The 23,747-nt window shown below is 62.8% G+C and carries 20 protein-coding genes and 1 pseudogene; 18 read left to right on the top strand and 3 right to left on the bottom strand.

Annotation, left to right across the window (positions count from 1 at the left end):
- Positions 1 to 14: 14 nt before the first annotated feature.
- Both KUV26_RS07640 and KUV26_RS07645 read left to right on the top strand, forming a co-directional pair.
- Positions 15 to 998: a helix-turn-helix transcriptional regulator gene (locus KUV26_RS07640; RefSeq protein ID WP_222507906.1), complete on the top strand. Its 984-nt coding sequence runs from the start codon at positions 15 to 17 to the stop codon at positions 996 to 998.
- A 22-nt stretch (positions 999 to 1,020) separates the two neighbouring features.
- Entirely contained in the window at positions 1,021 to 1,293 is a 273-nt protein-coding gene (locus tag KUV26_RS07645; protein ID WP_222507907.1) for a hypothetical protein, read from the top strand.
- Here KUV26_RS07645 and KUV26_RS07650 read toward each other — a convergent pair.
- Positions 1,251 to 2,183 (bottom strand): annotated as a pseudogene (locus KUV26_RS07650) (IS5 family transposase). The gene KUV26_RS07645 and the pseudogene KUV26_RS07650 sit on opposite strands and share 43 nt — an antisense overlap.
- Positions 2,184 to 2,302: 119 nt before the next feature.
- Complete coding sequence (locus tag KUV26_RS07655) at positions 2,303 to 3,196, bottom strand: LysR family transcriptional regulator (protein ID WP_222507908.1); 894 nt, start codon at positions 3,194 to 3,196, stop codon at positions 2,303 to 2,305.
- Positions 3,197 to 3,277: 81 nt separating this feature from the next.
- Between KUV26_RS07655 and KUV26_RS07660 the strand changes: the two genes are divergently transcribed.
- From KUV26_RS07660 to KUV26_RS07735, 16 genes are all read left to right on the top strand, one after another.
- On the top strand, positions 3,278 to 4,609 hold the full coding sequence (locus tag KUV26_RS07660) for an FAD-dependent oxidoreductase (RefSeq protein ID WP_222507909.1): 1,332 nt from the start codon (positions 3,278 to 3,280) through the stop codon (positions 4,607 to 4,609).
- A 3-nt stretch (positions 4,610 to 4,612) separates the two neighbouring features.
- Positions 4,613 to 6,322: a dihydroxy-acid dehydratase gene (locus KUV26_RS07665; RefSeq protein WP_222507910.1), complete on the top strand. Its 1,710-nt coding sequence runs from the start codon at positions 4,613 to 4,615 to the stop codon at positions 6,320 to 6,322.
- A gap of 82 nt (positions 6,323 to 6,404) precedes the next feature.
- The gene (locus tag KUV26_RS07670) at positions 6,405 to 8,489 is read left to right on the top strand and encodes an acetate--CoA ligase family protein (protein ID WP_222507911.1); all 2,085 of its coding nucleotides are present in this window, start codon (positions 6,405 to 6,407) and stop codon (positions 8,487 to 8,489) included.
- Positions 8,486 to 9,265, top strand: a complete 780-nt coding sequence (locus KUV26_RS07675; protein ID WP_222507912.1) for an enoyl-CoA hydratase/isomerase family protein — start codon at positions 8,486 to 8,488, stop codon at positions 9,263 to 9,265. Before KUV26_RS07670 ends, KUV26_RS07675 begins: the two co-directional genes overlap by 4 nt.
- Positions 9,262 to 10,683 carry an aldehyde dehydrogenase family protein gene (locus KUV26_RS07680; RefSeq protein ID WP_222507913.1) on the top strand — a complete coding sequence of 474 codons (1,422 nt, stop codon included), beginning with the start codon at positions 9,262 to 9,264 and terminating at the stop codon, positions 10,681 to 10,683. Before KUV26_RS07675 ends, KUV26_RS07680 begins: the two co-directional genes overlap by 4 nt.
- A 2-nt stretch (positions 10,684 to 10,685) precedes the next feature.
- The gene (locus KUV26_RS07685; RefSeq protein ID WP_222507914.1) at positions 10,686 to 11,513 is read left to right on the top strand and encodes an enoyl-CoA hydratase; all 828 of its coding nucleotides are present in this window, start codon (positions 10,686 to 10,688) and stop codon (positions 11,511 to 11,513) included.
- Positions 11,514 to 11,543: 30 nt separating this feature from the next.
- Positions 11,544 to 12,704 carry a mandelate racemase/muconate lactonizing enzyme family protein gene (locus tag KUV26_RS07690; protein ID WP_222507915.1) on the top strand — a complete coding sequence of 387 codons (1,161 nt, stop codon included), beginning with the start codon at positions 11,544 to 11,546 and terminating at the stop codon, positions 12,702 to 12,704.
- A 25-nt stretch (positions 12,705 to 12,729) separates the two neighbouring features.
- Positions 12,730 to 13,716, top strand: coding sequence for a TAXI family TRAP transporter solute-binding subunit (locus tag KUV26_RS07695; protein WP_222507916.1), 987 nt, complete (start codon positions 12,730 to 12,732; stop codon positions 13,714 to 13,716).
- Between the two features lie 77 nt (positions 13,717 to 13,793).
- On the top strand, positions 13,794 to 15,716 hold the full coding sequence (locus KUV26_RS07700; RefSeq protein ID WP_222507917.1) for a TRAP transporter permease: 1,923 nt from the start codon (positions 13,794 to 13,796) through the stop codon (positions 15,714 to 15,716).
- Positions 15,706 to 16,677 carry a dihydrodipicolinate synthase family protein gene (locus KUV26_RS07705; protein WP_222507918.1) on the top strand — a complete coding sequence of 324 codons (972 nt, stop codon included), beginning with the start codon at positions 15,706 to 15,708 and terminating at the stop codon, positions 16,675 to 16,677. Before KUV26_RS07700 ends, KUV26_RS07705 begins: the two co-directional genes overlap by 11 nt.
- A gap of 417 nt (positions 16,678 to 17,094) precedes the next feature.
- Complete coding sequence (locus KUV26_RS07710) at positions 17,095 to 17,418, top strand: hypothetical protein (protein WP_222507919.1); 324 nt, start codon at positions 17,095 to 17,097, stop codon at positions 17,416 to 17,418.
- Between the two features lie 369 nt (positions 17,419 to 17,787).
- On the top strand, positions 17,788 to 18,660 hold the full coding sequence (locus KUV26_RS07715) for a toprim domain-containing protein (protein ID WP_222507920.1): 873 nt from the start codon (positions 17,788 to 17,790) through the stop codon (positions 18,658 to 18,660).
- Between the two features lie 62 nt (positions 18,661 to 18,722).
- Positions 18,723 to 19,070 (top strand): helix-turn-helix domain-containing protein, encoded by a 348-nt coding sequence (locus tag KUV26_RS07720; protein ID WP_222507921.1) that lies wholly within the window; start codon positions 18,723 to 18,725, stop codon positions 19,068 to 19,070.
- Positions 19,071 to 19,803: 733 nt separating this feature from the next.
- Positions 19,804 to 20,247 carry a DUF2924 domain-containing protein gene (locus KUV26_RS07725; RefSeq protein ID WP_222507922.1) on the top strand — a complete coding sequence of 148 codons (444 nt, stop codon included), beginning with the start codon at positions 19,804 to 19,806 and terminating at the stop codon, positions 20,245 to 20,247.
- The gene (locus KUV26_RS07730) at positions 20,244 to 21,554 is read left to right on the top strand and encodes a recombinase family protein (RefSeq protein WP_222507923.1); all 1,311 of its coding nucleotides are present in this window, start codon (positions 20,244 to 20,246) and stop codon (positions 21,552 to 21,554) included. The genes KUV26_RS07725 and KUV26_RS07730 overlap by 4 nt, the downstream gene beginning before the upstream one ends.
- Complete coding sequence (locus KUV26_RS07735) at positions 21,551 to 21,952, top strand: hypothetical protein (RefSeq protein ID WP_222507924.1); 402 nt, start codon at positions 21,551 to 21,553, stop codon at positions 21,950 to 21,952. The genes KUV26_RS07730 and KUV26_RS07735 overlap by 4 nt, the downstream gene beginning before the upstream one ends.
- 132 nt (positions 21,953 to 22,084) lie before the next feature.
- Here KUV26_RS07735 and KUV26_RS07740 read toward each other — a convergent pair whose 3' ends face one another.
- Positions 22,085 to 23,632 carry a hypothetical protein gene (locus KUV26_RS07740; protein WP_222507925.1) on the bottom strand — a complete coding sequence of 516 codons (1,548 nt, stop codon included), beginning with the start codon at positions 23,630 to 23,632 and terminating at the stop codon, positions 22,085 to 22,087.
- Positions 23,633 to 23,747: the final 115 nt, after the last annotated feature.

Here is a 23,747-nt window from a genome sequence, read left to right on the forward strand (position 1 = left end):
GGCATGGAGATCAAATGTCTTTTGCAAAAGCGCAGGATTTGCTTCGGCTTGCCCAGATGGCGGCGTCCCGCCGGGGAGGTGTCAGCCTTGAGGACATCTGCGCCGAGTTCGATGTGTCGCATCGCACCGCTCAACGGATGACCGAGGCTCTCGAAGCAACTTTCGTGAATGTTTCGACCACAGACGATGCCGAAAGGCGGCGTTACTGGCGGATGGACGCACCCTTGCCAGACCGACTGCAGCCCCGGCAGGAAACGGCGATCGAGGCGCTGGAAATTGCGGCACGTACCGCGCGCGACGAAGGGCGAATAAGGCACTCACGCGCTCTGGAGGATCTCCGCGACGGGCTGCTGGCGCGTTTGAATCCAAGGGATGCGCTTCGGTCGGAAGCCGATGCAGAAGCGGTGCTGGCTGGATTAGGCCAGGTCACGCGCCCAGGCCCTACCGTCACACTTAAGCCTGCAGTGACAGATGCTGTCATCGAAGCGCTGCGCGGTCCGTTCCGGCTGCGCGTCTGCTATGGCGCTCAGGGTGCTGCGCCGCGCGTGATCGAACCGCATGGCATGCTGCTGGGGCACCGCAGTTATCTCGTCGCACGCCAACCCGCGCGTGGAGAAGACATCCTGAACTTCCGCATGGATCGGATTTATGAGGCGGAGGTTCTGAACGAGAGCTTTCAGCTGGCCTCGGGTTTCTCCCTAGAGACCTATGCCGCTCAGGCGTTTGGTGTCTATCAAGACCCTGAACAATATAGCGAAGTCGTGTGGCGCTTCTCGACGGAAGCCGCTGAGCGTGCCGCCGAATTCCGTTTTCACCCGACCCAAGTTGTCGAGCCTCAGGACGATGGCAGCCTGATCGTCAGGTTCAAGGCGGCGGGCTGGCTGGAAATGGCATGGCACCTTTATCAATGGGGCGACAAGGTGGACGTGTTGGCGCCTGCGGGCTTGCGCGAATTGATTGCGGGCCACCAGAGGTCGGATTTCGACGCTCTGCCATGACGATATCGAACAGGAATGAGTTATGAACAACGGTCTTGAGCATGCAGCCTTGAAAGCAAAACAACGCGCTATTCGCGAAGGCTTCCCCGAAACCATGGGACTGCGCGCCCATCGCGCCATCAGTTGGATCGGCCGTGCAGAAGCTTGCGGCGAGGACGATGATGCGCGTTTCATTTTCCTTTGGATCGCATTCAAAGCGCCTTTGTTGCGCAAATCTGTTGATAGGCAGGCTTCCGCTTTCCCCGGGCGGACTTATCCTACGGGCTCTGTGACTGGTGTGCCCAGAGCGGTGTAGCGATTTTGCGCGGCGACGCGGATTTGGATTTCCGCAACTTGTCTGTCGAAGTCGCGTGCCGTGAGTAACTGCCCAAGAAGTGTCACACAGTTCACCTTGCTCTCAACACGGCTTCTGCGGTGGTATCCGCTCCATCGCCGCCACAGGGCACGGCCCAGGTATCGCGACGCGTTGACCGCTTATTTTCGGGCGGTGGCCCCGGCGCTTGTGGGCTTCCAGGGTTTTGCGTTCTTGCGAGGCGGAATGACGGCGTCGGCACCACGGGCAGCAATCGCGTCGTGACATTTGCGCGTGCCATAAGCTCCGTTGGCGGTCACTGATCCGATGTCCTGATCAGACGGGATTTAGACGAGCAGTTCCGGCAGCATCGGCGCATCACCAACATTGCTGGTGGTGATCTCGACCGCCCGAACTTCTAGCGTTACTTCGTCGATCCGCATATGAATTTCTCGCCAAATCCGGCGTTTGGGGCCACCATGCTTGCGGGCGTTCCACTCCCCTTCACCCTCGGCCTTGATGCCGGTGTTATCGATAAGAAGATTCAGCGGGCCGGTTCCACCGCGATACGGCAGGCTCACGTTCAGTGTCTTCTGACGGCGGCAAACTGTGCTGAAATCGGGCACGACCCAATCCCGTCCAACGAGCCGCAGCAGACTTTCGACAAACCCGGTCGCCTGTCGCAGCGGCCTGCCGAACAACACCTACAAGGTCAGGCAGGTCTGAATCGCAGCGTCGCTGAATTACTGTTGTCGGCGCCGCTTGTCGCTCTGCGGTGGCACCCAGACCATCTCAGGATCAATTCAAACCGAAAGTGATCCGCGCTGCCTTAGTGCTGTGTTGTACGAAGGCCAGTTCCTAGTTTTGTACTACCTAGGGACCCAACTTCTTATGCTGTTTCAGCTATCATACTGTATTCACGTAGTGAATTCCCAGCCGTCTTTTTGGCAACAAAGCCGCTTCCGTCTACGCTCTCGTTGAAGCCGAACTGCAAATTTGTGAATCACCTTCACTACCTGGACCGCCGAAACTTTTCGATGAGAACATCAGTAACTAAGCGCGCGGCCCGGCTGGTGGGACGCTGCTGGGTGGTCGTAAGTGCGACTGAACGAAGGAGTTGTGGGCTTTCTATGCGTGCAGAATGAAAAATACCTGAACGCAGTTCATCCTCGACTGCGGTTCGAGCGACCACCGAGAAGTACAGGCATTCCTGGATGATAGTCTTCTGCAGCTCGATGGCTTCAGCTTCCACCACTACATTGAGGGTGCTGCCGACTGATCTGGCCGCATCGCGCAAAAGCAATCTCAGTCCGTTGGGCTCAGGCGCGATCACCAACGGATACTCTGACAGCTGCTGCATGTTTACCACCTCGGGCAAACAGCGATGCCGCGCAGACCCGATGAGAAGTAGCTCGGAGCGAAACAGAACCGTTTCCCCCCCCTCGTCGGATCCCTTGTAAAAACCAAGCAGCCCGATATCGACACGGCCTTCGGACACCCAGCGATCTACCTGATCGCTGGATCCGACACGAAAGGACAGAAAAATCTCGGGCGCGTGATTTATCACATGTTTGGTGAGATCCGCTGCCACATGCTGGGCGACCGAGGGCAGCAAGCCGACGATTACCTTGCCTGATGGGTTGTCTGAAGCATTCCTTAGGTCGACCATCATCTGATCTGCCTCGAGCAGTAAGCGTTCTGCCCGTTCGAATGCTACCTCGCCAACTTCGCTGGGTACTACCCCCCGACCGGTTCGCAGGAACAGCGGCGATCCGACAGCCTCTTCGAGTTCACGAACAATTCGGCTGATGCTCGGCTGTGCCATGCCCAGAGCAACCGCGGCTTTCGAGAAGCTGCCCAGTCGGCAGATTTCGGAAAAAACGCGCAAGGCGCGGAGATCATTCATCCTTAGTCATCCGAAATTTGGATACCTGATATCTACTCTGACCGACTTTCTGATACCTTACCGGGCTTCTAACCTGACTGCATGTCAAAAATTCACATAGATGAAATCGTCCTACCTGCGCGCGAAGTTCCCGTTTGGCGTGAGGTGGATATTGTGGTCGTCGGCGGCGGGCTTGCGGGCGTCGGAGCGGCGATCGCTGCAGGCCGCGCAGGAGCACGCGTTCTGCTCGTCGAAGCCCAGGGATTTCTGGGCGGAACCATGACCGCGGTGACGGTCGGCTCCATTTGCGGCGAATACGTGCTTGAGAATGGGACACCCCGGCGCATCGTCGGCGGTCTGATCGAGGAACTGGTAAACAGGCTCATGGCACGTGGTGAAGCACGCGGTCCGGAGTGCTGGCTGCAAACCGCGACGACGATCTACGACCCCTTTGCGATGCGCTGCGTGCTTGACGAAATGATACATGAAGCCGGTGTCGAGACCTTGATGCACACCCGCTGCATTGACCTGGACCAGAAAGAGAACCGCATCACCGGCCTTGTCCTCGGCTTTCGATCCCAGCTTTTCGCGGTGCGCTGCCGACAGATTATCGACTGCACCGGCGATGGCGAAGTCGCGGCGCTGGCCGGAGTTCCCTGGGAGTGCGATCTTGAGCACCTGCAGATGCCTTCGGCCATGTTCCGGTTCGGCGGGGTGGCCCCTGGCACCCTCGACACGCTGGACCGCGCCGCGCTGCGCGCGCGGCTGGAGCTTGCGGTCGCCGAAGGAATGGATCTGCCCCGGACCGCTGGCGGTCTGTTCTCGCTGCGCGATGGGATGGTGCACGCCAATGTCACTCGGCTGGAACATGGAGCCCGCTCGCCCGATCCGCTGTCCGCCGAGGAGATGACGGCCACTGAGATCGAAGGGCGCCGTCAGGTCAAGCTGTACGAGTCCGCATTCCGCCGCTTCGTGCCTGGGTTCGAAAAGGCCTTCGTCGCCGACGCCGGCAGCCTGGCTGGGATTCGCGAAAGCCGCCGCATCTGCGGTCGGCACGTGCTGACCGCAGATGAAGTGCTGCGCGGTGCCAAGAGCGACACCGCCATCGCCTGTTCCGCCTGGCCGGTGGAGGATCACGGCGCCGATCGCAAGACCCGCTGGGTCTGGCTCGAGCCCGGCTCCTACTACCAGGTGCCGTTCGGCTGCCTGGTGCCGGAACGCGGCCCCGGCAACCTTCTGATCGCCGGGCGCTGCGTGTCGGCCGAGCATGATGCCCATGCCTCGCTACGGGTGGGCGCGACCTGCATGGCGATGGGCCAAGCGGCGGGCCTCGCCGCAGCGATTGCCATCGACGACGGCATCGCCGCGGTGGGCGCCATTGCGATCGACAAACTGCAGGCGCGGCTAACCGCTGACCAAGCTTTTTTGGGCTGAGACATGACTGACACTACCAAAAAAACACTCCGCAGCAATTTCGACCCGGGCAGCACGCGCTGGGCCGTCAGGCGGGCGCAATGGCGCGCCCTAGGCATCCCTCCAGAGGACCTGGAAAAGCCTAAGGTGGCGATCGTCAACACCTCGTCGGAGCTGTCGATCTGCTTTGCACATCTCGACGGAATCGTAGCTGAGTTGAAGGCAGCGATCCGCGCCGCCGGCGGCGTGCCCTTCGAGATCAGGACCACTGCACCCTCGGATTTCGTCACCGGCGCTGCCCGCGGCGGGCGCTACCTGATGCCGGCGCGGGAACTCGTCGCCCATGACATCGAGGTCAGCGTCGAGGGCGCGCAGCTCGACGGCATGATTTGCCTCGCCTCCTGCGATAAAACCGCACCGGCGCAGATGATGGCGATGGCACGTCTCGACATTCCGGCGCTGATCCTCGCCTGCGGCTACCAACGGAGCGGCCATATCGACGGCACGGCACTCGACATCGAAGATGTCTTTGAAGGCGTCGGCGAATATCTGTCCGGCAAGATCACGCTGGCGACGCTGACCGCCATGACCGACCGCGCGATCACCGGGCCCGGCGTCTGTGCTGGCATGGGTACGGCCAACAGCATGCATATCATGGCCGAGGCGCTGGGCCTCGCCCTGCCAGGCACCACTCCCGTGGCGGCGGCCAGCGAGGCGCTGCGGCACAACACCCAGAGCGCCGGCCGCCGCATCGTCGAGATGATCGCAGAGGATTTGCGGCCCTCCTCCATCCTGAGCCGCGGCGCATTCCGTAACGCGCTTGCGGTGTCATTGGCGGTCTCGGGATCGGTCAACGTATTGCGCCATCTGGCGGCGGTAGCGGCTGAGGCCGGGCTTGAACTCGACCTCTACGAGATGATCTCGGAGCTGGGCGAGCGCGTGCCGCAGCTGGCCGGGGTAAAGCCCTGCGGTCCGCATCGGATCGAAGACCTCGAGGCCGCCGGAGGCACCCGCGCGGTGATGCAGGCGCTGGCGCCCCTGCTAGACTTGAGTTGCCTGGGCGCGAGCGGGCAATGTCTGACAGACGAGATGCAGGCGGCCCCGAGCGCGCCGCCCCATCCAGCGCTGGGCAGCCTCGACAGCCCGTTCCGCCACGGCCCGTCGGTCATGGTCCTAAGGGGTACGCTTGCGCCTGAGGGCGCCATCCTGAAATCCGGGGACGGCAGCGCGCCCGAGCGGTTCTGCGGCCCGGCGCAGGTGTTCTCATCGCAGGAGGAGGCGCTCGACGCCCTAACTGGCAATGAGATCGCCCCCGGCTCCGTTGTCGTCCTGCGCGGGCTCGGCGCGCGCGGCGGGCCGGGCGTCGCTTCGGCCTCCTGGTTTGTCGCGGCGCTCAGCGGATCGGGCTTAGCCTCACAGGTCTGCGTGGTGACCGATGGCCAACTCTCGGGGTTGAACCACGGGCTGGTTGTCGGACAGGTCTGCCCGGAAGCCTCAGACCTCGGCCCCCTCGCCGCAGTGCGGGATGGCGATAGGATTTCGCTCGATCTCGGCGCACGGCGCATTGATCTCGATCTGGCGCCGGATGTGATCGCCCGGCGCATTTCCGAAGCGCCGAAGCTGCGCCAGGCAGAGCCCAAAGGGTGGCTCGCGCTCTATCAGCGCAATGTCGGCCCGCTGCCAAAGGGCGCGACCACCGGCGCCCCTATAAACTTCTCAGACTCATCCGAATAACGAATATCTCATATTTCCGAAATCCAAATTCCGGAATTCAAGCAATGCTGTCACCTTGGGGATAGCAACAAGGGGAGGAAACATGCTGCAAGTACTTGCCGACCACGATCCGGTCCTTAACCCACGGAGCGTGGCCATATTGGGCGCCAGCGACGATCCCGACAAGGTCGGCGGGCGTGCCATTCGATATATGCTGGAATTCGGCTTCGACGGCACGATCTTCCCAGTCAACCCGAAGCGGTCGCAGATTCAGGGCTTGAGCGCCTATGCCAGTGTAGCCGATCTTCCCGCCGCGCCCGACCTCGGCGTTGTCTGCCTGCCTGCCAAGCTGGCGGCGAGAGCGGTCGCGGAGCTGGCCGAGATAGGCACCGCCGCCGCAATCGTCATGACCTCCGGCTATGCGGAAACCGGCGAGGCAGGGGCCAGCGCGCAGAAGGAGCTGACCCGGATTGCCGAAGCCACTGGCATGCGCATCATCGGGCCAAATGCCCAGGGGATCGCGAATTTCGCCACCGGCGCAGTGGCCAACTTCTCGACCATGTTCACCTCGGTCGCGCCGCAGGACGGGCCGGTCGCGGTCATCAGCCAGAGCGGCGCCGCCAGCGTGATGCCCTTTGCCCTGCTACGCGAGACCGGGATCGGCGTGCGCTACCTGATGGCGACGGGCAATGATGCCGACCTCTCGGCGCCGGAGCTGCTGACCCGGGTGCTCGAAGATGACGAGATCCGCGTCGTGTTGCTCTATCTCGAAGCGATCCGCGACCGCGAGACGCTGATCCGCGCCGGTGGCATGGCGCGCGAACGCGGAGTGACGCTGCGGGTGCTCAAGCCGGGCACCAGCGCCAAGGGCGCGGCCGCCGCCGCTTCGCACACCGGCGCGCTCGCCACCGAGGACAGGTCGGTTTCGGCCTTCTTCGACCGCCACGGCTATCAGCGCGCGACCAGCCTGCGCGACTGGCTGCGCCCGGTGCCGCTGCTGCTCGGAGCGCGGGACGTGGGCCGCGGCCGCATCGCGGCGCTCAGCCACAGCGGCGCCGTGGGGGTGATGATCGCCGATCACGCCGCCGCCGCCGGGCTTGAACTACCGGATTTCGCCGAGGAGACCCGCCGTGCGCTGCACGATATCCTGCCCAGCTTCGGCACCGTGGGAAACCCGGTGGACCTGACCGCCGGGCTGCTCGGCGACAATGCCATGTTCGGCCGCGCGCTCACCGCGATCGCAGCCGACCCCAACATCGACGTGCTGCAGGTCTCGATCCCGGTCGCGGGCGACGGCTATGACGTCCCAGCGCTGGCGGAGGCAAGCGCGGCGGCCGCAGCAGCCTCCGGCAAGCCGGTGGTCATGGCCGGCCCGCAGGCCGAAGTCCGCGCGGTCTTTCGCGCCAGGGGCATCCCCACCTATGACGAGGATCTCGACGTGGTGCGCGCCATTGCGGCGGCCGCCGCCCGACCTGAGCCATTGCCGATTGTCGCCGGGACCGCCCCGACGCTGCCCCCCCGGTCCGGCCCGCTTGACGAGGCCAAGAGCCTGTCGGTTCTAGCCGCGGCAGGGATCCGCTGCGTCGAGCATCGGGTCTGCGTGACGCCGGAGCAGGTGCTGGCCGCCTTTGATGAGATCGGCGGGCCGGTGGTCCTCAAGGGCTGCGCGGCGGAAGTGGCGCACAAGAGCGATCACGGGCTGGTGCATCTGGGACTCACTGACAGCGACGCGGTGCAGGCGGCAGTCACTGCGCTTGGCGATGGCCTCACCAGTCTCGGCCTGCCCTTCAAGGCCCTCGTCGCCCGCATGGAGCGCGGCAGCCGCGAGCTGATGGTCGGCGCGCGCCGCGACCCCGTGCTCGGACCGATGGTGGTGGTGGGCGACGGCGGCGTCTTTGTCGAGGTGCTGAAGGATGTCGCCACCCTGGCCGCCCCGGTCGACGCGGCCGCCGCCCGCCGCGCCCTGCAGGAGCTGCGCATCTGGCCAATCCTTCAGGGCGCGCGCGGCGCGCCGCCGATGGATGTAGTGGCGGTCTGCCAGGCCGTGGTCGGCCTCTCCGGACTGATGGAGGCCAACCCCTGGATCGAGAGCGTCGATGTGAACCCGCTGCTCGTCAAACCCGAGGGGCAAGGGGCCGTCGCGCTCGACGCGCTGGTGGTGCCGGCGCAACCGGAGGGTCTGGCATGAGCGTCGTGAGTGAGCGTCATGGCGCGGTGGAGGTCATCACGCTGAGCCGGCCCGAGCGGATGAACGCGGTCAACGGCGCGCTGCGCGACGGGCTGATCGCCGCCCTCCGGGCTGCCAATGACGATCCGCAGGTCGGCGCAATCGTGCTGACCGGGGCCGGCGATCGGGCCTTCTGCGCCGGGCAGGACCTTGAGGAGAGCCGGGCCGTCGCCCATGTGGATCTGCCGCGCTGGCTGTCGCATCAGCGCGCGATGTACCAGGCGGTGCGCGACCTCGACAAGGGCTGTGTCGCGGCGCTGAACGGTGTGGCGGCCGGCGCCGGGTTTCAGTTAGCGCTCTGTGCCGATCTGCGGATCGGCCATGCCGGCATCCGTATCGGTCAGCCGGAGCTCAAGGCCGGTCTGGCGAGCATCGTCGGCTCCTATCTCATGACGCTGCACGTAGGCCTCTCGGTCAATACACAGCTGTCGCTGGCAGGCGATCTGATCACCGGCACCGAGGCACATCGCCTGACGCTGATCAACGAGCTGGTCGCCCCCGAGGCGGTGCTCGAGACCGCGCTCGCGCGCGCCGAGGCCATGGCCGCCCTGCCCCGCACCGCGATGCGCGTGTCGAAGGCGCGCTTCCGCTCCCTCACCCAGCCTGGGTTCGACGCCGCCTGCGACGCGGCTGTCGGGCTGCAAATGGAATGCTACGCCAGCGGCGAGCCTCAGGCGGCCCAGGAGGCCTTTCTGGCCCGGCGCACCAGGAAAGAACTGACAGGAAAGACGCAATGATCGAGAAAACCGACCTTTACATCGACGGCGCATGGGTCGCGGCCGGGGACGTTCCCCTGGCCGAGGTAACCGATGCCGGCACCGGTGAAACCTTTGCCACAGTGCCGCTGGCCGATGCCGCTATGGCCGACCGCGCCGCCGAGGCCGCCGCGCGCGCCTTTCCCGCCTGGGCCGCCCTGCCCCCGGCCGAGCGCGCCGCCCATATCACCCGCCTGCGCGAGGCGCTGAAGGCGCGTCACGAGGCGCTGGTTGAGTTGATCTCGCGCGAGACCGGGATGCCCCGCAAGCTGACCGGTATGATCCAGGTCGGCGGCCCGCTGGCGGCGTGGAAATTCTATGCCGCGTTGGCGGCTGAGCCGCAGGTCCCGGAGGTCATCGGCAACTCGCGGGTGTACCGCGAACCGGTTGGGCCGGTCGCCTGCATCACGCCCTGGAACTACCCGTTGCACCAGGTCACCTCGAAGGTGGCCGCAGCGCTGGCCGCCGGGGCCACAATGGTGCTGAAACCCTCGGAAGTGGCGCCGCTCAGCGCCTTTGCTCTGGCGGAGGCGGCCGAAGAAGCCGGGCTTCCGGCGGGTGTCTTCAACCTCGTAACCGGCACCGGCCCCGAGGTGGGCGAAGCGCTGGTGCGACACCCGGCGATTGCCGCGGTGTCCTTCACCGGATCGACCGCGGCGGGCAAGCGCGTGGCGGCACTGGCGGCGGAAGGCGTCAAGCGGGTCTCGCTGGAGCTTGGCGGGAAATCCGCCGCCGTGGTGCTCGAAGGCGCGGACCTGGCGGCGGCGGTCAAGGCGACGCTCGGCTCCTGCCTGCTCAACTCCGGCCAAACCTGCAACGCGATGACCCGGCTGATCGTGCCTGAGGCGCGGCTCGACGAGGTGGCTGAATTGCTCCGGACGGGGCTGTCGAAATTCACCCTCGGCGCGCCCGACGATCCGGCAACGCGGCTCGGACCGTTGGCCTCCGCCGAGCAGAAGACGCGTGTCTCGGCGATGATCGCCCGGGCCGAGGCGGCGGGTGTGCCGGTGATCGCGCGCGGCGAGGACGCCGGTGACCGGCCCGGGTTCTTCGTGACGCCGGTGGTCTTCGGCCCGGTGCCGGAGGATGCCGAGACCGCCCGAGAGGAGGTCTTCGGCCCGGTGCTCTCGGTGCTGGTGCACCGCGGGACCGAGGATGCCCTGCGCATTGCCAATGACACCGCTTACGGGCTGGCGGCCGCGGTCTGGGCCGCGGATGACGCCGCGGCCGAGGACGCCGCCCGCGGCATTCGGGCCGGGCAGATCGACCTGAACGGCGCGCCCTTCAACCTCAGGGCGCCCTTCGGCGGCTTCGGCCAGTCCGGCATCGGCCGGGAGAACGGACCCTACGGGCTCGAGGAATTCCAGGAACTCAAATCGGTACAGTACAAGGAGGTCTGAGCATGGACGGCTCACGTTACGATTTCAGGACGCTCGCGGTCTCGCAGACCGGCCATGTGGCGACCGTCACCTTGGCCCGGCCAGACCGGATGAACGCCGTCACCCGGCGCATGGAGCACGAGCTTTTCGACGCGATGCGCTCGCTCGATGCAGACAGCTCGGTGCGGATCATCGTGCTGACCGGCGAGGGCCGCGCCTTCTGTGCCGGCATGGACATGGAAGAGCTCGAGGGCCTGCCGCCAGAGGACATCGACGATCCGGCGATGACCCGGCCCTACCGCATGTCGACCCGCCCGGACTACCAGTCGCGCTACGGCTATTTTCCCGGCTTCGACACGCCGATCATCGCCGCGATCAACGGCGCGGCAGCCGGGCTCGGGCTGATCTTCGCGCTTTACTCCGACATTCGCATCGCCTCGGAGAACGCCAAGTTCGTCACAGCCTTCGCCGGGCGCGGGCTGGTGGCCGAGCATGGAATCTCTTGGATACTGCCGCGTGTGGTGGGCCAAGCCCATGCCACCGAGATGCTGTTTTCCTCGCGCAAGGTGAGCGCGCAGGAGGCGCTGGCGATGTCGCTGGTGCACCGGGTGCTGCCCTCCGAGGGCTTTGCCGAAGCGGTCGCGGAGTATGCACGGGGGCTGGCCGAAGAGGTTTCGCCCCGCTCGCTGCGGGTGATGAAGCGCCAGGTTTGGGAGGCGCCCTTCGAAACCCTGGCCGAAGCCACGACCCGGGCCAACCGCGAAATGGTCGCCTCGATCCGGAGCGAGGACTTCAAGGAGGGCGTGGCGCATTTCCTCGAAAAGCGCCCCCCCGCCTTCACCGGCAGATAAGCCCCGGACCAGCCATTGAGGGAGGAGAACATGGCGACAATCGAACAGATCTACGCAACGGTGCATTCATGCCAATTTGACGGCGTGGCGGTGACCCAGGGCGTCGGCAACATGGTCAAGCGTGACCTCGTGCTGGTGCGCGTGGTGGCCAGCGACGGCACGGTGGGCTACGGCGAAGCGCATATGGGGCTGAACCCCACGGCCATCGCCGAGGTTATCAACCATTCCATCGCGCCACAGCTGGTCGGGCGCGACTCGCATGACGTGGAAGGCTGTTGGCAGGCGGTCTATCGCCATCAAATTGTGACCCACGGACTGGGCGCCGGCAGCGTCATCGCCATGAGCGGTGTTGACATCGCGCTCTGGGACCTACGCGGCAAGCTTCTGGGCTTGCCGGTCTACAAGCTGATGGGCGGCTCGAAAAAGCGACTGCGGGCCTATGCCGGGGGCATGGGACTGGGCTGGCAGCCCGATACCGACCTCGAGCGCGAAATCGGCAAACTCGTTGATCAAGGCTATACCGCCGTAAAGCTGCGGATCGGTCAAGGCATCGGACCCGATTCTTCAAAGGTGCGCCATATCCGCAAGGTCTTCGGCGACACGCTGGACATCGCGGTCGATGCCGCCACCCGCTATACCCAGAGCGATATCGCGGCGGTCACCCGGTTTTGCGAGGACGGCCAAGTGCTCTGGCTTGAGGAACCTTTCGCGCCGGATGATCTGCACGCCTATGCCGAGCTCCGCCAGGCGACGCAGGTGCCAATCGCGGCTGGCGAGAACCACTTCACCAAACATGCCTTCCGCGACCTGCTGGAGCGCCGTGCGATCACTATCTTGCAACCCGACAGCGCCAAGGCTGGCGGTCTGACCGAGACCAAGAAGATCGCGGACATGGGCGCCGCCTGGCACCTGCAAGTCGCACCACACACCAGTCAAAGCGTGATCGGCACGGCCGCCAACGTTCACCTGCTTTGCGCGATCTCTAACGGGTTGATCTACGAGGCCGATATTTCGGCCAGGAACCCGTGGCGCGACGATCTCGCAACGAACCCCCTGAAGGTAGAGAAAGGGTTCATCGAACCCAACGACCTTCCGGGATTGGGCTTGGAAATCGACGAAGCCATGCTCGAAGCCTACCCGGCAATCCCGGGCGCTTCCTATGTGCCGCCTGCCCGAACGGCCGCGGCTTAATCAATCAACCTTGGGAGGAGAAATCATGAAAGACATCATCAAATCCGGTCTCGCCGTCGCGTCGACGGTCGCGCTACTGTCCAGCGTCATGCCTGCGCAGGCAGTGGAACAAAAAGATGTAACTGTGTCGGTAGGTTCCATCGGCGGCGGCTGGTTCGTGCTGATGACCACCTTATTCGAAACCTATCAGAAAGAAATCGAAGGACTGCGTTACAACACCGTTCCAGGCGGCGGCGTCGCGAACCCGATCGCGGTCTCGGGCGGCAGCACGCAGTTTGGGCTGTCCTATTCGACCAACCTCTTCGCCGCCTCCGAAGGCAAGGACCCCTATGACAACAAGATGGAGAACCTGCGCGCCATCGCGAACCTCGAAATCACCGCTTATATCCACCCCTTCGTCAAGGATGACGTGGGCATTTCGAGCCTGAGTGAGATCGCCGAGAAGCAGATCCCCATCAAGATCGACACGGGCCCGCGCGGCACCGGCGGCGAACTGGCGGCCAGCCGAGTGCTCGAGGCACATGGTGCGTCTTACCACAAGATCGAGGAATTCGGCGGCGCGATCACCCACAGCCCCTACCGTGAAGCCATCGACCGGGTGCGCGACGGTCATATCGACGCATTCATGAACGACGAACTGCTGGGCCAGCCGCTGTTTGCCGAGTTTGCCTCGGACGAGAACATCACGCTGCTGCCCCAAGACGAGGCGGCCATCCAGTACCTTAAGGAGACCTACGGCTATACACCGGCCGTGATCCCGGCAGGCACCTACGAAGGCCAGGATGCGGATCTGCCGACCACGCTGCAAAGCGTCGTCTTCTTCACCAATGCCGACACGCCCGAAGAGACCGTCTATCAAATGACCAAGCTGCTCTTCGAGAAGAAGGAAGACCTCGTGGCCGGGCATGCCTCCTATGGCAACCTCGACCCGCAGGCAGGCTCCAAAGGTGTGCAGATCCCTCTGCATCCGGGCGCGGAACGGTTCTACCGCGAAATCGGCGCGATCGAATAATTGCGCTGGGCTCCGCCAAGCGGCGGGGCCCGACCATCCGTGAGTGAGGACACGGATACCATCTGGGAGGAACATAAATGACCGTCCAAGTGACCGGACAACGCGATGGCGTTGGAAATCAACGACTTGTCCTGAAGGTTTTCGCGCTCTGCGTCGTCGCCTACCATCTTTATGCAGTCCAGTTCGGCGCGCCGAGCGTCATGCTGTTCCGCTCGTCCCACGTGTCGATGTACGTGGCCCTGATATTCCTGGCCTACAACGCCTTTCTAGGGCGCGAGGATGGCCGCATTCCCTGGCTCGACTTCGGGTTGGCGTTTCTGGCAATCCTGCCTGCCGCCTACATCCACCTCGAGCATGACAGGCTGCAGGATCGTTATCCCTACATCACCGCGCTCGAGCCGCTGGACTGGGCCATGGGCATTCTCATGCTGGTTCTCGTCGTCGAAGCCTGCCGCCGGGCGCTCGGCTGGACGCTGCCGATCATGCTGGCGGTTTTTGTCCTGCATGCTTTCTTCGGCCCTTACTTCCCCGGCGTGCTGCAACAGCCCGCAATCACGCCCGAGCGGTTCCTCGACCACAGCTTCCTGACCACCGCCGGGCTCTACGGTTCAATCACCGGGCTGTCGGCAACATACGTGCTGATGTTCGTGATGTTCGGCGCGGTACTCGACAAGGCGCGCGGTGGCGAGTTGTTCATGCATCTTTCCGCCCTGCTGACCGGCAAGATGCGTGGCGGGCCCGGCAAGGCAGCAGTGATCTCCTCCGGCCTCTTCGGCTCACTCTCGGGCTCGGCGGTGGCCAATGTTTATGCCACCGGCAGTTTCACCATCCCGCTGATGATCCGCAACGGCTTCAACCCGCGCTTTGCCGCCGCAGTCGAGGCCGTGGCCTCCTCCAGCGGCCAGCTGGTTCCACCCATCATGGGATCGGCCGCATTTCTGATCGCCGATTTCACTTCGACGCCTTACGTTGGTGTTCTGTCAGCGGCGCTGATCCCGGCAATACTCTATCTCTTTGCGGTCTTCCTGATGGTCCATCTCGAAGCCCTGCGTATGGGACTGGCTACGATGGAGCCGTCTTTGGTGCAGCGTGCCCGCGAGGAGGTACTGGACTACATTCATATGCTTCTGCCGCTGGCCGTCATCATCTATCTGCTGCTGGAGCGGCATTCGCCCTTCAACGCCGCCTATTGGGCGATGCTGACCACCTTTGTTCTGGCGCAGCTACGGGCGCGTACCCGGATGTCCCTACGGGATATCTCAGATGCGCTGGAATTCGGCGGACGTACCATCGCCCCGATCGCCGCCGCCCTGTTCATCGCCGGTCTCATCATCAGCACCATCGAACTGACCGGGCTCGGTCTACGGTTTACCTCGCTGCTGCTGTCGATCAGCGGCGGAGAGCTAACTATCACCCTGATCCTGGTCATGATCAGCTGCATCATCATGGGCATGGGCCTGCCTACCGCGGCAGCCTATACCATCGTGGCAATTTTTGCGGCGCCAGCGCTGATCAAACTGGGGGTGCAACCGTTGGCCGCGCATTTCTTCGTGTTCTACTACGCGATCCTGTCAGCAATCACCCCGCCGATCGCGGTCGCCGCCTATGCCGCGGCCAGCATTGCCGGTGGCACGTCACTACAGGCGACAGGCTTCACGGCGATGCGTCTCGGCGCCGCGGCCTACCTCACTCCCTTCGTGATCGTGGCCAATCCGGCGCTGCTGATGATCGGTGATCCGCTTCAAATCGTGCTGGCCGCGGCGACCGCCATTATCGGCATCGTTTCGCTCGCCGCCTGCGTCCAGGGCTGGCTGATCGGCGCGCTGACCGTGATCCAGAGGGGACTGCTGGCGGTCTCAGCAGTGCTGCTTTTGCTAGGTAGCTGGGAAACCGACCTGGCAGGCATCGCGCTCCTGGCCGGCATCGCCGCTTGGCAGAAGGTGCGCAGCCCACGCCAAATCGAAAAATCCAACCGGGGAGCACACGCCTATGATGGCTAACGTCTCGACGCCGCAAGAGAAGCCGATAGCAGATCCGCTCTGGGTTCCCATACTCACCCACTATCAAGCCAACGCGCCCTCGCGCCTCGACCCAGAGTGTGCCGCGGATCACATCGCCCAGATCGCGCCGCACGTCCGTCAATTGCTGATCGCCGGCACCACTGGCGACGGCTGGTCCATGCCGCAGGCGTTGCTTGCCGACTGGCTCGATCTTCTACGCTCTGAAGACATGCCGCGCGGGCAAAAGCTGATGCTCGGCGTGCTTGAGCCGAACACCGAGGCGGTGGTGGCGCGGGCGCGCTGGATTGAGGGCCAGATCGGCAAGCGCCCATTGTCAGGCGAGGTCGTCGCGTTGACCATCTGCCCGCCGGTCGATCCGGCGGCGACCCAGGAGCGCATCCTCTCGCACTTTGAGCGTGTAATGGAGGCCACCGAGCTGCCACTGGCAGTCTACCAACTGCCGCAGGTCACCGGATGCACCCTGTCAGCCGAAAGCTTTGACAAGCTAGTGGAAAGCGGCCGCATCGCCTTCTTCAAGGACACCAGCGGAACCGACGCAATCATTTCCGAAAGTCTGCGGGCGTCAGAAGTGACCATGCTACGCGGCGCCGAAGGTGACTATGCCCGTTGGATCGCGCCGGAGGGGCCCTACGACGGGTGGCTGCTTAGCACCGCGAACGGCCTTGCCCCCGAACTGCGGCAGATCGAGCGGGCCGTTCGACAAGGGGACAGGCAGCGGGCGCAAGCTTTAAGTGGTACACTGACCGAGGTCGTTGAAAGCCTTTTCGAGATTGCAAGCCGCTGGCCGTCCGAAAACACATTTGCGCTTGCCAATCGCGGCGTGGACGTAATTAGGCGGGGGGGAGCCGCCAAACACTTGAGCGGCACCGGGTCTCCAATTGACCAGGACCTGCTGAAAGAAACTAGAGTTCTTTTGCGCTCTAAGCTTATGCCCCATTGATTTCAGCCGGGCTACATAATTCACCGCGTGTAACAGAGCGGTGAATTATTTCTTACTCTCACTGGCTGAGCGAAGTTCGTCTACTGCCCCCGCCCCGAAATTCGAACACTGCTGCACCGCTTCGACTTCCTCGACTGTACACAGTATTGTCCTGATCGGAAGGTCGGGAACGAGCAAAAGCCTTATCGCCACCGCCACCGGCGTGCAAACCATTGAGCACCATCGCAAATAAGTCCGCTTTTTCTAGACCGTCAAGCTGGTCAACGCCTTTGAACAGAAAAAGCCGCCGGCAAGGCGGGCGAGATTGTCGAAAGCCTACTGAGAACCGATTTGGCGGTCCGTGATGAGTTGGCCTAAGCGTTCATGTCCCCCTCATTCAACACGTGCGCCGATCAGTCGCTCTTTACGGAGACCGACATGATCACCTGTCAATGGAAATTGAGCTGGCCAAAGCTGCTCACCACCAGCGGCACCAAAAGCGCGCAGACCGCAGGAGAACGCCTGTTTGCTGTCTTGCTAATCGTCGCTTTCCCCTGCTCAGGAATCAAAGCCTCTGGCACACCCGGCACGGTTCACGAGGACTGCGCCGGTAGGTCGCCGGTGAAGAAGAAGCGGCAAGAAGATCTGAATAGCCCCCATAGAATCGCCCAGCGCAATGCACCAAACCAGTGTCAAGGCGTGCTTAGGCATTGGAATTTCATATACGACCCGAACAAAAAGAACACTCTGTGTTTCGTCTAACGGCAACCCTTCCCTTCTTGAAGCCACGAACAACAGGCAGAACAACTAAGATTATATTTCAAAACCTTAGGAACTTCAGGCGTTACAGCACTTTTTCCGCGCCTAAGCCCGCCTACGTCCCCTCGAAGGACACATGCCAAGTTTCTCCTGCGTCAAAACACAGGAGCAAACCATGCATGCAAGCCTTCAACTGCGAACCGACCACTTGGTTCCAATCGCCAATACGGTACGCCTAAGAAGCAACGCTCGTCGCAGGATAGAAGACACAGGCCGAAGACAGGAGTGTCGCAGCCCGGGTTACCGGACCTCAGCCAGAAAAGTATTTCGGACCATAGTCGCCCTCAACCGATCATCTTTCGAGGTGCGCTCATGAGAACCGCGCAAGACATCACAAAGGCGCTGGGCGGGAAATGGTACGGTCGTTACGGCACTGCCCCTTGCCCTGTTTGCCAGCAGGATGCCGACAAGTCTCACAACGCGCTTACGATAAGCGACGGCGACTATCGTCTCCTGATGCATTGCAAGAAGTCCAATTGCGCCTTCAAGGATTTGGCGGTTGCCTGCGGGCTCGATTGGCAACGTTCAAAACCCGCATCGGCACAGTCTAATGCGTCACGCCGCCTCCCGAAACCCACTTACGATCGTTATGCAAAGAAGGCTTGGCACGAAGGCTGCTCGATTACCGGCACGCCCGCAGAAACCTACCTCCGCGTGGCTCGCGGCCTGAAAGGACCTTATCCGGACAGCTTGCGATTTCATCCCTCTCTTTGGCTTGGCCCCCTGCGTCGCAATCTGCCCGCCATGATCGCACGTATCGACGGGGGCTCGGGCTTCTCTATCAACCGGACATTCCTCCGCCCTGACGGTCATGGGAAAGCAGATATTGGCAAAGGCTTGCAAAAAGCGCGCCTGGGAACCACCGAAGGGGGACACGTCAGACTCTCGGACGGTGGAGGCACCCTGGTCGTTGCCGAGGGCATTGAGTCAGCCATGTCGTATCTTCAGTTCTGCAGGCCGCCCGCAGCGATGACGTGGGCCTCACTAGGCACAGCGGCAATGAGCAGCCTGAACCTCCCGCCCGAACCTAAGACGCTTATCATAGCAGCCGACGGAGACCGGGAAGGACACGCCGCCGCCCTCACACTGGAAGCGCGTGCAGCAGACCTCGGATGGGAGGTGGAGATCGACGCCGCGCCCTCCGGTCTGGATTGGAACGACGTGCTCCTGCGAACGCAGACCTGAGAGTGCTTTCGCCTCATCCCCCCTCACCTGTCTCTCCCCTTCCACTGAAAAGGAGACCAAATATGTCTTACTCGGCAATGCAATGGGCATTCGAGCAAACCGATCTCAACACGACGACAAAGCTCATTCTGATCGGCCTAGCCTATCACAGAAACGACAAGGACTACCGATGCTACCCCAGCCAGTCCCTTCTGGCCAAGGAGGTGGGCGTTTCGGTTTCCACGATCAACAAAGGGTTGCACGCGCTAGAACAGCGAGAGCTCATATCCCGTATGCGGCACTGTCACCCCGGCCACGGAGGAAGCATTTCGTCGTCTTACACCTTCCCGGCTTTAGACGGACCCCATGCAGCTGAGCGGCACACCCCCTATCAACGGCGCCTAACCGCCCTGCGCCCCATCAACCAATAAACAGGGGAGGAAACAGGGAAATGAACAAGACCGTAAAAAGAAGCGCCGCGAAAGAAGAAGGTGCGCTCCGAAAAAAAGCTGATGCGCCTGGATCTGCGAACACTTCCGAAAAGGACTGCGCGGACTGCCAATCTGCGATTGCGCCTTCCTCTTTCACGGAAAAATGCGCCTCAAGCATGGGGGCCGGAGATGGCACCCAGAGCGCAGTGCCTCACAGCCCGCCTTTTGGGTCCTTCCGTGGCACTTCCCTATGCGGGGGGCGAAAGCGCGCGAACTCGCTAGTTCCAGCGATTTTTTTTGGGTGCGCACCCGGGTTCGCAGGTGCGCACACACTCTGGTGCGCACCTATGCAAAACGATCTCGGGTATCAAACCCGCCGAGCGGTTGGTCCACTCACTTCCATTTTGCGGCACCGCATATCCCGCCGGTCCGTCGCAGATTTCGCGACCTCAATCCAGCAGCTCTCGAAGCGGCTCCGATTGGAACGGACTGTCCGCCTCTTCTCCCCTGTGCGGAGCATCGACCGATGAAGCGTCCTAACCCTATCTCTCCTGGCCACCTCGCACCTCACGAGCGTTTGCATGAGCTCTGCCGCTTGCTGGCGCTGGGCGTCCTGCGGCTCCGCCTGCGCAATAGCGACCAATATGAGACACGCAACGGGAAGAGAGATCGTTCGACTACACAAAGCCTCGCCGACGAGCAGCACTGGCATGGCTAGACTGGAGAACCGAAAATGACCGACACAATCCCTGCGCGTCTCGCCGCGCTGAAGACAACCCCGACGCCGGAATTGAAGGCGCAGTGGCGCACCCTGTTTGACAGCGAACCGCCAGCATTTAATCGCCGCTATCTCGAGAGCCGGTTGGCCTACCGCATCCAGGAGCTGGCCTATGGAGGCCTCAAGTCCCAGACCATCCGTCGGCTGGAGCGGATCGGTAATGACCTCGACGGCGGTGACCGCAAGAAGAGCCGCGTCCGCGCGAACCTCAAACCCATCGTCGGCACGCGGCTTGTGCGCGAATGGCAGGGTGTCGAGCACGTTGTCACGGTCACCACCGACGGGTTTGAATGGCAGGGCAGACCCTACAAGTCCCTCTCCGCCATCGCCCGCGGCATCGCCGGCACTCGATGGAACGGCTGGGTGTTCTTTGGCCTCAAGAGCCGGAGGAGCGCATGATCGAGCCTTCTCCGCGAAAACTTCGTTGCGCGATCTACACCCGGAAGTCCTCCGAAGAAGGGCTAGAACAGGAGTTCAACTCCCTCCACGCACAGCGCGAAGCCTGCGAGGCTTACATCGCCAGTCAACGCTCCGAGGGCTGGGTCCTTCTTCGTGACCACTACGACGATGGAGGTATCTCCGGGGGCACCTTAGATCGCCCTGCCCTGCACCGCCTTCTGCAGGACATCGAGGACGGGCTGATCGATGTCGTGGTCGTCTACAAGATTGACCGCCTTAGCCGTGCACTCACGGACTTCACCAAGCTGGTAGAGGTCTTCGATCGGACCGGAGTGACCTTTGTCAGCGTGACGCAATCCTTCAACACCACGACATCCATGGGACGGCTGACATTAAATATCCTGCTCAGCTTCGCCCAGTTTGAACGTGAGGTCACCGCCGAACGCATTCGAGACAAATTCGCCGCCAGCCGAAAAAAAGGCATCTGGATGGGGGGCATGACGCCCTACGGCTATCGCGTTGAGAACCGCAAGCTTGTTCCAGACGGCGAGCATGTCGAACACGTCCGCTGGATCTTCGAACGGTTCATAGAGATCGGCTCGGGAACAGAGCTGGCCCGCGAAGTTTGTAAGCGTGGCATTCGCACGCCAAAGGGCAACCGGATCGACAAGAAATTCATCTATCGCTTGCTGAACAACCGCACCTATATCGGCGAAGTTGCCTACAAAGGGAACGTTTATCCCGGCGAGCATGACGCGATCATCGATCGTACGACCTGGGACAAGGTCCATGCGATCCTTCAGGAAAGCCCGAGAAAGCGTGCGGCCCGAACCCGTGCCGAGACCCCCGCACCGCTGAAGGGACTGTTGTATGGCCCTGACGGCGCCGCATTCTCGCCGTCCCATACGCGGAAAGGCGCAAGGCTCTACCGATACTACGTGAGCCAAACCGTTCTGAAGCATGGCGCCGGCACGTGTCCCATAGGTCGTGTCCCCGCGGGAGAGATCGAGGCCGCGGTCATCGAGCACCTTCGCAAGGTGTTCCGCCAACCCGAGATCATCGCGGGGACTTGGAAAGCTGCAAAGACGCGGGATGGGGCCGTATCCGAGGCCGAGGCTCGTACGGCACTCCAGCAGCTCGATCCACTTTGGGATGAGCTCTTCCCGACCGAGCAGGCCCGTATCCTGGCGCTGTTGGTCGAGCGGATAGACATTGGCCCGGAGGGCCTGAACATCCGTCTCCGGATCAACGGGCTAACCTGTCTCGCCCGCGAGATGTTGTCTGGCGACAACGGAGTAGCGGCATGAGCCAACTCCGCGCCTCCCCCGAAACCCTGACCGTCCATGTGCCATTCCGATTGAAAAAGCGCGGCGGGCGAAAGGAAATACAACTCCCAGCGGATGCACCGCCGCAACCGGCGACCGACAACGCACTCATAAAGGCGCTGGGCAGAGCGTTTCGGTGGAAACGGATGTTGGACACTGGCGACTTCACAACCATCAATGAACTCGCCCGTCACGAGAACATCGCCCCCTCCTACATGACGCGCGTACTCCGCCTCACTCTGCTGGCCCCTGACATCGTCGAGGCCATCCTGGACGGCCGACAGGGCCCAGAGGCCACTTTGGCGCGGCTAATGCAACCATTCCCCCTGGAGTGGTGCGAGCAGGCGGACCACTTCAGTCAGTTGGGTGCGACGCTTTGAGAACATTCCACCCTACTGTCGCTCCTGTTCGTGCCCTCACTCTTCGGCGTGATCGAGGCGCTGCGACATCGCTACGGATGCGGAACGCAGTCCACGTCCAAGCCAGGAGGCGCGGCTTGTTGGCGTGCTCCGTCACTTGCGGCCGAGGCCCAGCGCATACCGCAGTTCCCTGATGTGATGCGCCGGTTCCAGTTTGCCGGTCTTCTTGTCGGTTTCGCGTCTAATGTCCGTGCCGCCTTTCATTTTCCAATAGGAATTGTGGGTCATTACGCGGCGGCGGTGGTTCGGGTCGCGCGCTCCAGTCTCCGGCACCAGTTGCGGCATCACAGCGATGTCGCGGATGCCGCAAAAATGCCCCTCGCCCTTGCCGATCCCGAATACCGATCCCAGCGGGCCGGAGATTAGGTCACCGGTCACCACGGCCTTGTGCGGCGAATAGATATTGGTCCAGCGAGTGTAGCCGAAGACCGCGGCATGATGCGGCCAGCGCGGCATCTTGACCTCGCTGGAAAGGTCGTCCTTTTCCTCGTCGGTCAGCTTGCCGATGCCGGCGATGGCGCCACGGCGGAAGGTGAAATGACACAGTTTGGTTTCGCCGTCATATTCGAGCGTTGGCGGGCAGGTCGCCAGCAGGCGTTCCTTCTTCCGGGCGTCGAGGTCTTCGCGGCTTTCGGCAAGCAGGAATTCAGCGTGGGTCAGCGGCGAGCCGAGGGTCACGAAATCGGTGACCTGCCAGGTGGCGCCAAGCTGGTTCAGCTCCTCTCGGGCGGCGTCCTGTAGCTGCTGGTAGCGCTCTGGTGTCAGCTTTTCGGGGAGTTCGCCAAGTGACGAGAGACCCAGTCGGTGGCGGACGGCATCTTCGAGCGCGGCGCGGGCCGGCTGCCTTGTATCTGCGTCTAACTCCTTGCGCAGTCCACGGCAGTTATAGGCGAAGCAGACTGACAGGATGTCATAGGCCACGATCGTGCCCAGCGAATGGGCCACAACGATGATCCGGTCGAAATGCGGCTCTTCGGGATGGGTCGTGTCCCGCTGGGCGATCAGCGCATTCAGGAAATCCACGCCCGTGCGGCGGATTTCCTCGCGCCGGGCGATGTTGGGCGGGTCGGCCTTGGTGTAGCGGACCACGTCGCCGAAGCGCGCGACCATGACGTTGGCCACCACCCAAGCGGTGGCCGCGCTGACCCCGGCCATCAGCAGCGACCATGCCGGCGCGACGGTTGCGTCCGGCGCCTTAGGCCAGGCCGCCCAGATTGCCAACCCAGCGATGACCAGCGTGATGATCCATAGTACGATCCATGCCGTGCGCACGTTGCGGGGCACACGGGTGAACGGGTTGCGAAACAGCAGGCCGAATATCCAGTCGCGGACCTGTTCCCAGGTGGTGCCGTGGACCAGATGCGCCCAGTAGAATTCGAAGAAGTCGGTGTAGTAGCCGTTGTTGCCCTTCTCGGTGGTGATCCGGCGGGTTTCGTACAGACCGGTGTGGTCGTCCGGACGGGTCCATGTCGGGTTCGTCGAGCGTTTCTCATCGTCGCCCTGAACCGGACGGTCCCTGTCGATGACATTCGGGTTCTCGCGCCAGACGGAGTCCACGAAGCCGCGCACGGTCTCCATCGGGACCTGTTCGCCCATGCCGTGCATGATTACCACGGCCTGCCGCAACTGTTTCTTGGTCATCGTCACCGCCCCGCTGAAATACAATCCTGAAATCCATTAGCAGAGTGAACTGCTGCGGCGATCCCGTCAAAAGCGAAGCCGATTTTGTGCTTTTACTTGCGAAAACCCCCTTCAA

This window comes from Leisingera daeponensis (genome assembly GCF_019801465.1).
In the GTDB taxonomy this organism is placed as follows: Bacteria; Pseudomonadota; Alphaproteobacteria; order Rhodobacterales; family Rhodobacteraceae; genus Leisingera; species Leisingera daeponensis_A.

Bases quoted from the DNA above. Each gene is read 5' to 3' on its own strand.
- KUV26_RS07730 (WP_222507923.1), top strand. From the start codon at position 20,244: ATGATCGAGCCTTCTCCGCGAAAACTTCGTTGCGCGATCTACACCCGG.
- KUV26_RS07670 (WP_222507911.1), top strand. From the start codon at position 6,405: ATGCTGCAAGTACTTGCCGACCACGATCCGGTCCTTAACCCACGGAGC.
- KUV26_RS07640 (WP_222507906.1), top strand. From the start codon at position 15: ATGTCTTTTGCAAAAGCGCAGGATTTGCTTCGGCTTGCCCAGATGGCG.
- KUV26_RS07710 (WP_222507919.1), top strand. From the start codon at position 17,095: ATGATCACCTGTCAATGGAAATTGAGCTGGCCAAAGCTGCTCACCACC.
- KUV26_RS07720 (WP_222507921.1), top strand. From the start codon at position 18,723: ATGTCTTACTCGGCAATGCAATGGGCATTCGAGCAAACCGATCTCAAC.
- KUV26_RS07675 (WP_222507912.1), top strand. From the start codon at position 8,486: ATGAGCGTCGTGAGTGAGCGTCATGGCGCGGTGGAGGTCATCACGCTG.
- KUV26_RS07685 (WP_222507914.1), top strand. From the start codon at position 10,686: ATGGACGGCTCACGTTACGATTTCAGGACGCTCGCGGTCTCGCAGACC.
- KUV26_RS07645 (WP_222507907.1), top strand. From the start codon at position 1,021: ATGAACAACGGTCTTGAGCATGCAGCCTTGAAAGCAAAACAACGCGCT.
- KUV26_RS07725 (WP_222507922.1), top strand. From the start codon at position 19,804: ATGACCGACACAATCCCTGCGCGTCTCGCCGCGCTGAAGACAACCCCG.
- KUV26_RS07660 (WP_222507909.1), top strand. From the start codon at position 3,278: ATGTCAAAAATTCACATAGATGAAATCGTCCTACCTGCGCGCGAAGTT.
- KUV26_RS07665 (WP_222507910.1), top strand. From the start codon at position 4,613: ATGACTGACACTACCAAAAAAACACTCCGCAGCAATTTCGACCCGGGC.
- KUV26_RS07680 (WP_222507913.1), top strand. From the start codon at position 9,262: ATGATCGAGAAAACCGACCTTTACATCGACGGCGCATGGGTCGCGGCC.
- KUV26_RS07690 (WP_222507915.1), top strand. From the start codon at position 11,544: ATGGCGACAATCGAACAGATCTACGCAACGGTGCATTCATGCCAATTT.
- KUV26_RS07655 (WP_222507908.1), bottom strand. From the start codon at position 3,196: ATGAATGATCTCCGCGCCTTGCGCGTTTTTTCCGAAATCTGCCGACTG.
- KUV26_RS07695 (WP_222507916.1), top strand. From the start codon at position 12,730: ATGAAAGACATCATCAAATCCGGTCTCGCCGTCGCGTCGACGGTCGCG.
- KUV26_RS07705 (WP_222507918.1), top strand. From the start codon at position 15,706: ATGATGGCTAACGTCTCGACGCCGCAAGAGAAGCCGATAGCAGATCCG.
- KUV26_RS07740 (WP_222507925.1), bottom strand. From the start codon at position 23,632: ATGACCAAGAAACAGTTGCGGCAGGCCGTGGTAATCATGCACGGCATG.
- KUV26_RS07715 (WP_222507920.1), top strand. From the start codon at position 17,788: ATGAGAACCGCGCAAGACATCACAAAGGCGCTGGGCGGGAAATGGTAC.
- KUV26_RS07700 (WP_222507917.1), top strand. From the start codon at position 13,794: ATGACCGTCCAAGTGACCGGACAACGCGATGGCGTTGGAAATCAACGA.
- KUV26_RS07735 (WP_222507924.1), top strand. From the start codon at position 21,551: ATGAGCCAACTCCGCGCCTCCCCCGAAACCCTGACCGTCCATGTGCCA.